Below are 13,499 nucleotides of genomic sequence, written 5' to 3' on the forward strand. Positions count from 1 at the left end.
TATTCCATCTTTATGGCACGGCTAAAGCCGTGCCCTTTCACAAAGCTTTTCTCGTTTTCAAAGCTGGGCTGAAGCCGTGCCATGATACGAGGCTCAGACAAAATGGCCCGCCTGGTTTGGCGGGCCATGTCACATTTACGGTTACAAGTTATTCCTGAGTGGCAATGGCAGAGACAGACCGCTTCTGCCATTCCCCGTGGGTGAAGTCGGGGAACTTGACTGGTGCGCTTCCCTGCGCCAATGATGCCTTGCTGAGCGGGCCGGGAGCAGACCATGAGGCTGCGTCGTACACATCCATGTCGGGTGCAATGCCTTCTTTCACGCATTGCAGCAGGCGATAGAGCATGATGAAGTCCATGCCGCCGTGGCCGCCTACGCGCTGGGCGATTTCGCCTTCGTTCTTCCAGAGTGGATGCTGGTATTCCTTGAAGCCGTCGATGCTGGTGAAGGCTTCTCCGCCTGCCTGTCCGTCGAAGTAGATGCGCGGTGGGTAGTCGTAGAAGACTCCCTTGGTGCCGGCGATCTGGTTGACGCGATCGTAGGGGTGGGGGCTGGCGACGTCGTGCTTGACGGTGATGGTGCGTCCCTTCGCTGTCTTGATGAGCGAGATGTTCATGTCACCGTTGATGTACTTTTCCGACTGGCGCGGGTCGTCGGCCTTCAGGTGTTCCTTGCGGTAGAGATCCAGCCCGTACTCGGGCGAGCTCATCGAGACCATGTAGTCGAAGCGGTCTCCGCGCTCGATGCCCATGTAGTTGGCGACCGGTCCGAGGCCGTGGGTGGGATAGATGTTGCCGTTGCTCTTGGTGTGATAGGCGCGGCGCCAGAGGCCTTCGCCCTTGTTCGAGAAGAGCTCTTCGCGCAGATCGTGCAGGTAGGCGCCTTCGCCATAGAGCAGCTCGCCGAACATGCCCTTGTTGATCATGCGCAGGACCAGCGTCTCGTTGTAGCCGTAGCAACAGTTCTCGAGCATCATGCAGTGGCGGCGAGTCTCTTCCGAGGTATTCACCAGGCTCCAGCAATCTTCGAGCGTAGTTGCGGCGGGGACTTCAACGGCGGTGTGATGCCCGTGCTTCATCGAAGCTACGGCCATGGGCACGTGCCAGTTCCAGGGCGTGGCGATGATGACGAGGTCGAGGTCGTCGCGGGCTACGAGATTTTCGTAGTCGTGGTCGCCCTTGGTGTAGAGTTCGGGCGCCTTCTGCCCAGCCTTTTCGACCAGTGACGAAGCATGTTGTGCGTGCTCGGGAGCGGCATCGCAGATGGCGATGACCTGGGCATTGGCGGCGAGCAGGTTGCCGAGCAGGCTGGTGCCGCGGCCTCCGGTGCCGATCATACCGATCTTCGGATTCTCCTTCTTCTCGAAGGGAACTCCGGCCATTGTCTTTCCGGTAGATTTCTTTTCTTCCATGGCGTGTGCGGGTAGGCTCATGGCCACCGCTCCCATGGTACCGAGTTTTAGAAAGCCTCTGCGTGAAAGGTCGGAGGTTGCATCGTGGATTTCGTCGGTCATTCACAACTCCATGCCGGAGCCGATAGAACGGCTCCGGCGGGTTTTGATTTCGGCATCAATAATAGAACTTCAGGCCGAGCTGAATCTGGCGCGGATCGCCCGCGGCGGTGGTGTATCCAAAGCTCGAAGAGCCGTAGACGGTGGCGTTGTTGGAATTCTGTGGGCCCGGTGCGGCGAAGAGCATGTTCGGGTGGTTGAGGATGTTGTAGAACTCGGCGCGGAACTCGAAGTGCTTCTCGCCGGCGACGGTGAACTCCTTCAGCAATGCATCGTCCCAGTTTTTGAGGCCGGGTCCGCGGAGGCTGTTGAGCCGAACATCACCGAATGAACCTTCGGAGGGATCGGTAAAGGCGCAGGTGTTGAAGAACGTTCCCGCGACGCAGGGCTTGCCGTTGGCCTTCTGCCCGGAGACGCCGTCAGGACGCTGCTGTCCGTCGGAGTTCGCGAAGTTGGCGTTGGCATCGGTGACCGTAAACCAGGTGCCCGACGATAGGGTCACGATGCCGGACATCTGCCATCCACCAAGAAGCAGATCGGCGGCGCGATTGAGATTCGAACCGAAGTGGCGGCCTCGTCCGTAGGGCAGATCCCAGGTGTAGCTCGATACGAAGCGGTTGCGCACGTCGAAGTCGAGGTTGCCGTACTCCCACTCAGGATGCTTGTTGCCCCAGCGGAAGCCATCGTTGTTCTGCGCTCCGAGGTTGGCGTTGGAGGAATCGCCGAGTGCGTGGCTATAGGTGTAGTTGACGAGGAAAGAGAGGCCGCTGTTGAAGCGGTGCTCCACCTGCGTCTGCAGACCGTCGTAGAACGAATAGCCCCATGAGGTCAGATATCCGATGGAGGTGTTGACGTAGGGGAAGGGACGGCGTGAGGCGTAGTCGGCCGAGGAGTCGGTCGAGGGATCGGCCTGGTTCAGGTTGAGATAGGTGTAGAGCTTGGTGCCCTTCGAGCCGACGTAGGAGACTTCGAACTTCGTGCTCTGCCCGAGTTCGGTCTGCAGCGAACCGTGCCACTGCATGACATATGGAGTGGGAAGGTTGGGCGCTTCGGAGAAGAGATTGGGCGTGTTGGGATCGGTCAGCGAGGTCGCTGGGAATCCGTTGACGAGATTCGTAAGACCGGGCACCGAGCAATCGAGAGCGCTGCCGGCGTAAGCGGATTGACCACAGTTTGCATTGAAGGCCTGGCTTACGAAGTAGGGCGGATTGAAGCCGGGGCTGGGGTTGCTGTACGGGCCGTTTTCGTCTCCGTTGAAGAAGACACCGAAGGCGCTGCGATAGACCATGTGCGGCGCGATCTGGTACGCGAGACCGAGACGCGGACCGAAGTTGTTCTTGTCCGCCGACGTGAAGGTGTTTCCAGCCGTGTGGTTTACCGGCAGGGTGGAAGCAAGCGTGGGGGTGAGCGTTACGTTGCTGTCCTTGGGTATGTCGAGTTCGCCGGTGATGGGATTGAAGTTCGCCTGCGCGTTGTGGCGCTCCGAGATGGGCGAGAAGTATTCGTAGCGGATACCGGCGTTTACGGTGAGCTTGGGGGTAACGCGCCAGTCGTCCTGCGCGAAGACCGCCCACACCTTGCGGAAGTAATCGACGTTGTTGAGATTGTTGATGCTGCCGCCCTGGGTCTGCCCGGTGACGAGGGTCGAGAGGCCGCTGCCGCCGGTTCCCTGGTCAGCTGGATTGTCGGTGTACACCGTACCGAAGCTCAGCGAACCGCGCGGTGCGGCAGGCTGATAGATGGTGAACTCTTCCGGACGATACTCGCCGCCGAACTTGAAACTGTGCTTGCCGGCGATGAGCGTGAAGGTATCGGAGAAGTTGTAGGTGTTCTGGATTTCATTCGAAGGCAGGTAGGTCGGGCTACCGAGGGTTGCGGCATCGTTGAAGGACATCTGCGGAAGTCCGCCGTTATCGGTGCCGGCGATGTATGGCACACCGGGGAAGCCGATCTGTCCGGAAACATCTTCGCTGTAGTTGTCCTGGAAGCGGCTGGAATGGAGACGGTTGTAGCCGGCGCGGAATTCGTTGACCTTCTGCGGCGAGAAGATGTGGGTTTCGCTGATGGCGATACTGTAGCCGTTGTTCTCTTCAATACCGGAGAAGAAGCCGCCACCGTCGGCGAGTCCGCCGAAGGTTCCGGGCAGGAACGCGGGCTGACGGCTCATGCTGAAGCGGTAGAAGGCGTTGTCCTTCGACCCGATGTTCTGATCGACGCGGATGTCACCCTGGTTGCGCTGACGATCGAGCACGGGATCGGAGGTGTAGTTGTAGCCGTTGGCGTTGACGTTCGGCGAGGGATAGAGGGCGATGAGCTTCATGCCCAACGGGTCCTGCTTATTGACGGGGATGACGTTGCTGGGCGCTCCGTTGGCGTAGCTGAAGGGCACGCCGCAATAGCCGGTGGGGCTGGCTGCGCTGGCCTTGGTCTGGGTGGTGTCGAAGAGTTCGCCGGAGTAGGTCTGCACTCCATTACAGTCGTTTACGCCGGTGGGCGCGGCCAGGTTGAGCTGCCCCGAGAAGTCGCCGGCCTTTTCGGCATCGGTGGGCACGAGCGCGGTGTTGGTCTGCCCCTGGCGCTCGCGGAAGCCTTCGTAATCCATGAAGAAGAAAAGCTTGTCGCGACGGATGGGACCGCCGAGTGTGGCTCCGAACTGGTTCTGGTGGAAGGCGGGCTGCACGGCGTCGAAGTAGTTGCGCGCGTCGAAGATCTGGTTGCGGACGAACTCGTATAGGACGCCGTGGAACTGGTTGGTTCCGCTCTTCATGGAGGCGTTGACGACGGCGCCGGTGGCGCGTCCGAACTCGGCGGTGTAGGAGTTGGTTTCTACGCGGAACTCCTGCAGTGCGTCGACCGAGGGCATGATGACGTAGTTGGCCTCGTTGAGCAGGTCGGGCAGGTTGGAGTTGTCGTCGATGCCGTCGAGCAGGAAGTTGTTCTGCAGCGAGCGTGCTCCGTTGGCACTGAAGCCGAAACCGTTCTGGTCGCGCGAGCCGGGCTCGCTGGTGGTGACGCCGGGGGTGAGCTGGGCGAGCTGCACGGCGTTGCGTCCGTTGAGAGCGAGGGTTACCATGGTGCGGCTGTCAACGAGCTGACTACGTTCGGAGGTTTCTGACTCGAGCAGTGGTGCGGCTTCCGTTACCTGGACTGTTTCAGCTACGGCACCGGGCTGGAGGGAGACGTCGAGGCGCTGACGCTGCTGGACATCGAGCGTGATGGGGCCGAGCTGGGAGGTCTTAAAGCCGGGGGCGGTGATGGTGACCTTGTAGGTGCCGATGCGGACCGGGCTGATGGTCCATTCACCGGAGGAGTTGCTGTCGGCGTGGTAGGTCAGGTTGGTCTCGGTATTGACGGCGTCGATTTTTGCGCCAGGCAGAGTCGCTCCTGAAGCATCGGTTACCTGACCGGTCAGCGATGCCGTGTCCTTCTGCGCGAACGCAGCTGCGGGAATCAGGAGAAAGAGAAGGGTACAAAGGAAGCGCCTCAAATGCTTCATCGAAGTGGATTACCTTTCGCACTCAATTTCAAAGAACTTTATTTCTAATGATTGCCAATGCTTTCGAGTAGACCGAGTCTATGAAGGACTTGAACAGCTGTCAATTAGAAAGTTGGCCTCATACATTTCCTTTATCGGGAGTATCAACAGGCACGATGGTCAGTGCTGACGGGGTCCCTGGGGTGAAAAGAATTGTCGCAGGGCATGCATTTTAGGGGCGCGAATGGTTTTGCCTGCGTGCTATCATCCCGGAATCTAAGGACAGGTATCGTAACCAAGCGAAACCAATGTGCTTTTGAGAGATGACTCTGCCGGTCTCTGCTGACGTGGATCAGCGGAGGCCGGCACACAGGGAGCGAAGTCGCATGTCAGCTGCGAGCACCATAGAGATTCCAGCCCCTCCGGTTACGGGCACGCCAGCAGTAGAGCTGCCTAACACCGTACAGGCGCCCAGACGCAATGTTGCGGTCGATGCTTATCGCGGCCTTGTCATGCTGCTGATGATGGGCGAGGTGATGAACTTCGTGCACATGCACCATGCGTTTCCGGATAGCTTGTTCTGGCGCATTCTTGCTTACAACCAGGACCATGTGCAGTGGGCGGGACTCGGGCTGCATGACATGATTCAGCCGTCGTTCACCTTCCTGGTGGGCGTGGCGATGCCCTACTCGATTGCCAGCCGCATCAGGAAGGGCCAGAGCTTCGGCCACCTGATGATGCATACGATCTTCCGCGCGATTCTGCTGACCGCGCTGGGAGTGCTGCTGCGGTCGACCAGCAGCACGATGACGAACTTCACCTTCGAAGACACGCTGTCGCAGATCGGCATGGGCTACACCTTCGCGTTCCTGCTGAGCTTCTGCAAGCCGAAGTGGCAATGGACTGCGTTTGGGGCAATCCTGTTCGGGTATTGGCTGGCGTGGGCTTTGTATCCCGCTCCGGGGCCGAATTTCGACTATGCGGCGGTGGGGGTTCCGGCGGACTGGCACCACAACTTTTCCGGCTTTGCGTCGCACTGGAACAAGAACAGCAATCTTGGGCAGGCCTTCGACGTGTGGTTCCTGAACAAGTTCCGCCGGCTTTCGCCATTCCTGTTCAACGAGGGCGGGTACCTGACGCTAAGCTTTATTCCCACATTGGGAACGATGCTACTGGGGCTGTTCGCCGGCCAGTGGTTCCGGGCGGCGGCTCCGAATATTCCTTTGAAGAAGTTCCTGATCGCGGGCGCTTCCCTGATGGCGCTTGGGGCTCTCTTCCACTTCACCGGGATCTGCCCGATTGTGAAGCGTATCTGGACCCCGGCATGGACCCTTTTCAGCGGTGGAATCTGCTTCCTGTTTCTGGCGGCCTTCTCGTGGATTGTGGATGTGAAGGACAATCGCAAGGTGGTCTTTCCGCTGGTGGTGGTGGGCATGAACTCGATGGCTGCCTACCTGATCGCTCACCTGTGGGAAGAGTTCATCATCAACAACCTGTACACCAACCTCACCCATGCGCCGTTCCAGATCTTCGGCGTGGCGTCGGAGCCGTTGGTGATGGGCATCACAGTAATGCTGGTTTACTGGTGTGTCCTGTACTGGATGTATAAGAACAAGATCTTTCTACGTATCTGAAGCAGCAGCTATATTGGAAACGTCTCGTTCGGGGAGCAGATGGCTCCCCGAACGAGTTTGTATCAGATGACGATCCCCGTATGATGGGGTGGGACTCGGGTGAAGTCGAACGTGGACAACGTTGAAGGCAGCAACATGCTCATTGACGAGCGCCGGCAGCACGTAATGTCACTGATTCAGCGTGACGGCCGGGTGCTCGTTTCAGAACTCTCAGACGCGCTGGGGATCTCGCGCATTACTATCCGCAAGGACCTGGACTACCTCGAGTCCAAGGGGTTGGTACAGCGGACGCACGGCGGCGCGCTTGCTCCGCAGAGCAGTGCGCTGCTCGATCCTTCGCTGAAAGAGAAGGAACACCACCAGCTCAAGGAAAAGCAGCACATTGCCGCGGCGGCGGTGAAGATGGTGAAGGAAGGCCAGTGCGTGCTGCTCGACTCCGGCTCTACGACTACGGCGATTGCACGGGCGCTGCGGGAGTTTTCGCGGCTGACGGTCATCACCAACGCGGTGAATATTGCGGCGGAGCTGGCGAATACCGACTTTGACGTGATCCTGACGGGTGGCAGCCTGCGCAAGAGCTCTTTTTCGCTGGTTGGTCCGCTGGCCGAAGATGTGCTGCGCGAGATGCATGCGGACATCCTGTTTCTGGGCGTGGACGGCTTCGATACCAAGGTCGGTCTGACGACGCCGAACGTGCTGGAGTCGCGTGTGAACCGGGCAATGGTGAATGCTTCTACCAAGGTTGTGGCGGTGTGCGACTCGACGAAGTTTTCGCGGCGCAGCCTGGCTTTGATTGTGGCTCCCTCGGCCCTGCATGCGGTGATTACGGACGACCAGATCTCGGACGAGGACGCCGAGGCGCTGCGCAGCGCGGGGATTGAGCTGGTCATTACCTAAGCGGCCGGCATGTCGCTTTTAGCAGGGGCATCTTTGCCTGCGCTGGAAAAGTGCAGATCCCTCACTGCGTTCAAGATGACAACTTCAGGGATGTGCCTTACTTGTGACGATCTGCAGGTGGAGATACCCGGAAAACTGGATCTTGACCCTGAAAGTAAAGGCATCTATACCTAATACGTAAAGAATGGAAACAGAAAGAAACATCGCGAGCCGATGCTTCCCTGTTCCGAAATCTCGATTAGGGTGGGGCTTCCTCTATCTATGTGCAGCCAGGAGAGTCAGGACAAGTTTGTCGCCATGGTCACGGCTAAGGCCGAGGTGGATCTGCGACTGAGCGATTTTGAGCCGGTCAGGGGATTGAAATCGCCTTTGCACGTGGTGGAGAAGCCGAAGTTTCCGGTGATCGACTACCACAACCACCTGGACGCGACCGATCCGCTGGAAGTGCTGAAGATCATGGACGAGTGCGGTGTCGAGCGCTGCGTGAACATCACCATGCGCGTGGGCGAGGCGGCGCTGGGAACGATTAAGAAGTTCCACTCGACCTCGAACCGCTTTGCCACGATTGCGTGGATGGACTGGTCGGGCGTGGAGAAGCCGGACTTTGCGGACGTGACCATCGAGCGGCTGAAGCGGCTGGTGGATGCGGGTGTCTGCGGGTTGAAGTTCTGGAAGGATCTTGGCCTGAGCGTGACCGATGCCGACGGTAAGATGATGCCGGTAGATGACGAGCGGCTGGCGCCGATTTTCGAGAAGATGGGCGAGTGGAATATCCCGGTGATGTTCCATACCTCTGACCCGGATGCGTTCTTCCGCCCGATCGACAAGCACAACGAACGCTATGAAGAGCTGGCGGCGCATCCTGACTGGGCGTTCTCGTCCTCTTTCTACACCAAGCGTCAACTGCTGGAGCAGCGTAACCGCGTGTTTGCGCGGCATCCTAAGACTACTTTTGTTGGTGCGCATCTTGGCGAAAGCGGCGAGGATCTTGATTTCGTCGTCGAGACGCTGGAGAAGAATCCTAATTATTCGATCGATATCAGCGCGCGTACTCCGGAGCTGGGGCGTCAGCCTTATCGGGCTCGCGATCTCTTCCTGAAGTTTCCTGATCGCATCATCTTTGGAACCGATCTGTTGCCGGACATTGAGATGTACCGGCTTTACTATCGCTTCCTGGAAACAGCGGATGAGTATTTCGATTATCCGACGCATGCTTCGCGGCAGGGCCGTTGGAATATCTATGGGCTTTATTTGCCGGATGACGTACTGAAGAAGGTTTATCGCGAGAATGCTTTGAAGCTGCTGGCTGGGCGTTAGGGTTTATTCGCGTGTAGCTTTCGCTCAGGGGCTAAAGCCCGGAGTTCTTGGCGTGCTTGTGTGGCACGGCTTAAGCCATGCCCTGATACACAACTGCCCTTCTGCACGGCACACACCACATGGTCAGTGACAGTGCTGTGTTTGGATACGCGCTCGGCGTTCGTCGCCCGTGTCTGGGAAAAGCAGGTCCCTCACTTCGTTCGGGATGACAACTTCTATGGGTATTCGTTGATCCGTTCGGGAGGACAATTCTCTAAGTGGGTGGTTGCTCGTTCGGGGCGACCACTCCCCAAGCCAGAGGCTACTCCCACGATGAATCGGACGTGATGGGTCGCGCATCCAACTGCTCGTTATGCAGATTGGTATCGATAGTTTCGTTGAAATGACGCCGGACGTGGAGACGGGGCAAACCATCTCCGCGGAAGACCGGGTTCGCGACCTGCTGGAAGAGATTGAGCTGGCCGACCAGGTTGGGCTGGATGTATTCGGTATTGGCGAGCACCATCGCGAGGAGTTTGTGGCCTCGGCGCCAGCGGTGATTCTTGCCGCGGCTGCGGCGAGAACGAAGAAGATCCGGCTGGCGAGTTCCGTGACTGTGCTCAGCTCCGATGATCCGGTGCGCGTGTTTCAGGATTTTGCGACGGTCGATTTGATCTCGCATGGCCGTGCAGAGATCGTGGTGGGGCGCGGATCGTTTGTTGAGTCTTATCCCCTCTTTGGCTACGACCTGAACAACTATGACGAGTTGTTTGCGGAGAAGCTCGACCTTCTACTCCAGTTGCGTGATGAGACCAAGGTAACTTGGTCGGGAAAGCATCGCGCCGCGTTGACTGGGCAGGGTGTGTATCCGCGGCCTGTTCAGCAGCCGCTGCCGGTATGGCTGGGTGTGGGAGGTACTCCGAATTCGTTTGCGCGTGCGGGCATTCTTGGGCTGCCTTTGATCGTGGCGATTATTGGCGGAGAACCGCATCGCTTTCGTCCGCTGGTAGAGCTTTATCGCGAGGCGGGAAAGCGTGCCGGGCATGCGCCTGAGACTCTGAAGGTGGGCACGCATGGTCACGGCTTTGTCGCCGATACGACGGAGCAGGCGGCCGACGATCTGTTTCCCTACTATGCGCACACCTTCAGTAAGATCGGCCGGGAGCGTGGGTGGCCTCCGACGACTCGGGCGCAGTTCGATGCGACGCGCGGCAAGACGGGTGCGCTGATGGTTGGTGATGCTTCGGCGGTGGCGGAGAAGATGCTCTACGAGAACGAGGTGCTTGGCGGGCTTGAGCGCATCACGGTGCAGTTGACGGCGGGGACCGTTCCGCATGCCAAGGTGATGCATGCGATTGAGTTGCTGGGGACTAAGGTGGCGCCGGAAGTGCGACGGGCGCTGGCTCGCTCGGCCTGAAGCAATCAGCGCAGGCGCTTGTGGCAATTTGCTGGTAGCGGCGTCGCCGGACGATGCTACCTCAGCGACTGAAGCCGCTATCGTTCGCCAGATTTAATGGCAGGGCTGAAGCACTGCCCTACCAGTTGCCGATAGGTCTCCGGCTCAATGGCAGGATTGAAGTTCTGCCCTGCCAGTTTTTCGACGCGTCTTAGTTTCTGGGCACCTTCACGACGAATGCTTTGTACGTCGTTCCCTTCGGCACGATGAACTGGTGTGGTGTTCCGGCGGGCACGTGGACGATGTCGCCCGGATGCAGGGTGAGCGGTGTGCCTCCTTCTATGCTTGTTCCCGCGGTTTCTCCGTCGGCGATCTGGTGTGCGCCTACTATCGTGCCTCCGGTCATTAACGTGACGGTGCCTTCCTGCACGAAGCTTACGTCGTCGAAGTGTGCGTGCGCCTCGGCGTGAGCGCTGGCAGTGAGCACCGACAGCTTGATGGTGTACGCCTTGTAATCGCCGAGATTGACGATGGCGCTGCCTTTGTCCTTCGCCTTTGCGGTCAGCGTTGCGGACTGATCCTGAATGGTCTGCGCGGGGATGACTTCGGCTTTGTCTATGCTCTGGGACGGGGATTGCGCGGTCGCGATAAGCGACAGCGCGGCGGCGGCAGCAATGATCAAAGACTTCATGAGGCTCCTGTGTTTTAGCTGAAGACTGCGTCGTCCCAGGACTGCTTTTCGTTCCACTGATCGGTGGGCTCGAAATAGCCGGTTCCGGGTTTGAGGTGTTTGCGAACCATGTCTTCGTTCAAGGTGACGCCGAGGCCGGGGCCTTCGGGGACCTTGATGAAGCCCTTGTTGACGATGGGTTTTTCAACGCCCTCTACGAGATCGGCCCACCAGGGCACGTCGAGCGAATGATTCTCGAGCGCTAGAAAGTTCTGCGTGGCTGCGGCGCAGTGTACGTTGGCCATGCAGCAGACGGGCGTTCCAGCAAAGTGCATGGCCATGGGAACTCCGTACTTGAAGGCCATGTCTCCGATCTGATGGGTTTGCAGAATGCCGCCCGAGGTTGCGAGGTCGGGATGGATCTTGCTGACGGCGTGGTTGGCGCAGAGTTTCTCGAAGTCGGCGATGTCGTAGATATCTTCGCCGGTGATGGTGGGCGTCGGCATGGAGTCGGTGATGTGCTTGAGCATGTCGGTGTAATACCAGGGCACTACATCTTCCATCCATTCGAGATTGAACTTCTCGTATGCTTTGCCGAGGCGAATGACGGAGTTGGGTCCGATGTGGCCGAGGTGGTCCATCGAGAGCGGAATCTCCATGCCGATGGCGTCGCGCACGGCGGCTACGTACTCGCAAAGACGATCGATGCCTTTGTCGGTGACCTCTGTCGCTGTGAATGGGTGCGGCAGATCGTGCTGCTCCCAGCGGGACTGGCCCGAGGGCTGCATCACGGTGTTCGGAATGCCTTCGAGGACGTTGATGCCGAGATCCATCTTGATCCAGGTGAGGCCCATGACTTCTTTGCGCTCTTTCGCGCGCTGGCCGTATTCCTTGGGGTCCATCGACTCTGTTGTGTCGGCGTAGACGCGAACCCTGTCGCGCCACTTGCCTCCGAGCATTTGATAGATGGGGATGTTGTAGACCTTGCCTGCGATATCCCACAGGGCCATCTCGATGGCGACGACTCCGCCGGCCTGGCGGGATGGTCCGCCGAACTGCTGCAGCTTGTTGAAGAGGTAGGTGATGTTCAACGGGTTCTCGCCGAGGATTCGGCTCTTGAGAACCAGCGCGTAGTTGGGTCCGGCGATGTCGCGGATTTCTCCAAGGCCGTAGACGCCCTGATTGGTATCGATACGAATCAGTACGCAGGGGCTTGGACCGGGCTTTACGACGATGGCGTAACGGAGGTCGGTGATCTTGAGATCAGATGGGCTGGAATGCGTGTTGACGTTTTGAAAGAGCGGACGCGGCTCGGCGATAGCTGTGCTGCCGAGAACTCCGCCAGCCAAGGCAGCGGCAGAGCCTTTGAGAAGCCTTCTGCGATTCATCATGAATGATCTGTTGTTGAACACCGGATCGATCTCCCCATAAAAGAAACAGATGAACTGCCTCCAAGAGTTGCCAGAGTGCGAGAACATGGTTGGCCGTGGGAACGATACCGGATGCGACAAAAAGCGATCCCTGCGGCGTTTATGAAAATGAGTTGGCGAAACGACGGCATTCCTTATATGCGTGGGGAAAATCCGCTGTCAATCGGAAACGGCGCGTATCGGGAGGCAACACGCTCATACGCTGCCGTTAACTCCCTAAAGAATGACAATTGACATCTACGGTTTCTGCAAGAAACGATTGACTTTATGCTCAGTTTCAACAAAGATTCTGGCAGACTCGGCATGGTTGACGAGCGTTATCTCATAAACTGAAATGGTGTAGCACAATGCGAGACAGCGGCGCTCGAGAGACTTATAAACTACAGGCACTGGACCGGGCTTTTTCGATTCTCGATCTGCTGGGCGAGAGTTCGATTCCCATGGGGCTGGGCGAAGTGGCCGACAGCCTGGGGCTGCATAAGAGCACGGCCCACCGCTTTCTGATGGTGCTGGAACGGCATCGGATGGTGGATCGCACGAGCTCAGGGAAATTCCGGCTCGGCCTGCGTTTGTTCGACTATGGAAATCGCGCCATCGATCAATACGACCTGCGCGACTGTGCGCAACGGCACCTGCGCAAGCTGGTGCAGGAAGTGGAAGAGACAGCGCATCTTTGCGTTCTCGAAAACATGCACATGGTGTACATCGATAAGCTGGAGCCGGAGCGTAGTGTGCGCATGATCTCGCGTGTGGGTTCTACAAGTCCGGTTCATTGCACGGCGGTCGGGAAGGCGATTCTCGCCGCAATGACGCCGGAAGAAGCGAACGACGTTGTGAAGCAGTTGAAGCTGGGTAAGTTCACGCGCAAAACACTGGTGACGCGCGAGGCACTGCTGCAGGAACTGCCGCGCACCAAGAGGCGCGGTTATGCAATCGACGACGAGGAACGCGAAGAAGGTGTGCGCTGTGTCGCGGTGGCGATACTCGATGGCAAAGAAAGCCCGGTAGCGGCAATCAGTATTTCAGGACCGACCTTTCGCATGACGGCCAAGAAGGTCACGTTCTTTGTCGAAAAGCTGTCGGCGTGCGCGCAGGGGATTCGCAAAGACATGGGATATCTTCCGCGCAAGGAACGCTCACTTAAACCGGCATCGAATGCCTGACGCTGGTCTTCCCGTTGAAGGCGGGATT

9 protein-coding genes are annotated in these 13,499 nt (G+C 58.4%); 5 read left to right on the plus strand and 4 right to left on the minus strand.

Features of this window, described 5'->3' with window-relative positions; genetic code table 11:
- Positions 1-148 precede the first annotated feature (148 nt).
- Together LJD29_RS03460 and LJD29_RS03465 are read right to left on the minus strand one after the other, a co-directional pair.
- Positions 149-1,513, minus strand: coding sequence for a Gfo/Idh/MocA family protein (locus LJD29_RS03460; RefSeq protein ID WP_446744365.1), 1,365 nt, complete (start codon positions 1,511-1,513; stop codon positions 149-151).
- Between the two features lie 55 nt (positions 1,514-1,568).
- A complete protein-coding gene (locus tag LJD29_RS03465; RefSeq protein ID WP_446744366.1) occupies positions 1,569-5,006 on the minus strand; it encodes a TonB-dependent receptor in 3,438 nt (1,145 codons plus the stop codon).
- Between the two features lie 365 nt (positions 5,007-5,371).
- Between LJD29_RS03465 and LJD29_RS03470 the strand changes: the two genes are divergently transcribed.
- The 4 genes from LJD29_RS03470 to LJD29_RS03485 all read left to right on the plus strand — a co-directional run bounded on the left by LJD29_RS03470 (position 5,372) and on the right by LJD29_RS03485 (position 10,229).
- Positions 5,372-6,619 (plus strand): acyltransferase family protein, encoded by a 1,248-nt coding sequence (locus tag LJD29_RS03470; RefSeq protein WP_446744367.1) that lies wholly within the window; start codon positions 5,372-5,374, stop codon positions 6,617-6,619.
- Between the two features lie 135 nt (positions 6,620-6,754).
- Positions 6,755-7,516 carry a transcriptional repressor AgaR gene (gene agaR, locus LJD29_RS03475; protein WP_446745871.1) on the plus strand — a complete coding sequence of 254 codons (762 nt, stop codon included), beginning with the start codon at positions 6,755-6,757 and terminating at the stop codon, positions 7,514-7,516.
- 261 nt (positions 7,517-7,777) lie between these two features.
- On the plus strand, positions 7,778-8,833 hold the full coding sequence (locus LJD29_RS03480) for an amidohydrolase family protein (protein ID WP_446744368.1): 1,056 nt from the start codon (positions 7,778-7,780) through the stop codon (positions 8,831-8,833).
- 352 nt (positions 8,834-9,185) lie between these two features.
- The gene (locus LJD29_RS03485; protein ID WP_446744369.1) at positions 9,186-10,229 is read left to right on the plus strand and encodes an LLM class flavin-dependent oxidoreductase; all 1,044 of its coding nucleotides are present in this window, start codon (positions 9,186-9,188) and stop codon (positions 10,227-10,229) included.
- Positions 10,230-10,419: 190 nt separating this feature from the next.
- Here LJD29_RS03485 and LJD29_RS03490 read toward each other — a convergent pair whose 3' ends face one another.
- Together LJD29_RS03490 and LJD29_RS03495 are read right to left on the minus strand one after the other, a co-directional pair.
- Positions 10,420-10,899, minus strand: coding sequence for a cupin domain-containing protein (locus LJD29_RS03490; protein WP_446744370.1), 480 nt, complete (start codon positions 10,897-10,899; stop codon positions 10,420-10,422).
- Positions 10,900-10,913: 14 nt separating this feature from the next.
- Positions 10,914-12,269, minus strand: coding sequence for an enolase C-terminal domain-like protein (locus LJD29_RS03495; RefSeq protein WP_446744371.1), 1,356 nt, complete (start codon positions 12,267-12,269; stop codon positions 10,914-10,916).
- Between the two features lie 386 nt (positions 12,270-12,655).
- Here LJD29_RS03495 and LJD29_RS03500 point away from each other — a divergent pair, with 386 nt between their 5' ends.
- A complete protein-coding gene (locus LJD29_RS03500) occupies positions 12,656-13,471 on the plus strand; it encodes an IclR family transcriptional regulator (protein WP_446744372.1) in 816 nt (271 codons plus the stop codon).
- Positions 13,472-13,499 lie beyond the last annotated feature (28 nt).

The sequence above is a fragment of the Silvibacterium acidisoli genome, from assembly GCA_022870745.1.
Taxonomy (GTDB): Bacteria; Acidobacteriota; Terriglobia; order Terriglobales; family Acidobacteriaceae; genus Silvibacterium.

Bases quoted from the DNA above. Each gene is read 5' to 3' on its own strand.
- LJD29_RS03460 (WP_446744365.1), bottom strand. From the start codon at position 1,513: ATGACCGACGAAATCCACGATGCAACCTCCGACCTTTCACGCAGAGGC.
- LJD29_RS03465 (WP_446744366.1), bottom strand. From the start codon at position 5,006: ATGAAGCATTTGAGGCGCTTCCTTTGTACCCTTCTCTTTCTCCTGATT.
- LJD29_RS03470 (WP_446744367.1), top strand. From the start codon at position 5,372: ATGTCAGCTGCGAGCACCATAGAGATTCCAGCCCCTCCGGTTACGGGC.
- agaR (WP_446745871.1), top strand. From the start codon at position 6,755: ATGCTCATTGACGAGCGCCGGCAGCACGTAATGTCACTGATTCAGCGT.
- LJD29_RS03480 (WP_446744368.1), top strand. From the start codon at position 7,778: ATGTGCAGCCAGGAGAGTCAGGACAAGTTTGTCGCCATGGTCACGGCT.
- LJD29_RS03485 (WP_446744369.1), top strand. From the start codon at position 9,186: ATGCAGATTGGTATCGATAGTTTCGTTGAAATGACGCCGGACGTGGAG.
- LJD29_RS03490 (WP_446744370.1), bottom strand. From the start codon at position 10,899: ATGAAGTCTTTGATCATTGCTGCCGCCGCCGCGCTGTCGCTTATCGCG.
- LJD29_RS03495 (WP_446744371.1), bottom strand. From the start codon at position 12,269: ATGATGAATCGCAGAAGGCTTCTCAAAGGCTCTGCCGCTGCCTTGGCT.
- LJD29_RS03500 (WP_446744372.1), top strand. From the start codon at position 12,656: ATGCGAGACAGCGGCGCTCGAGAGACTTATAAACTACAGGCACTGGAC.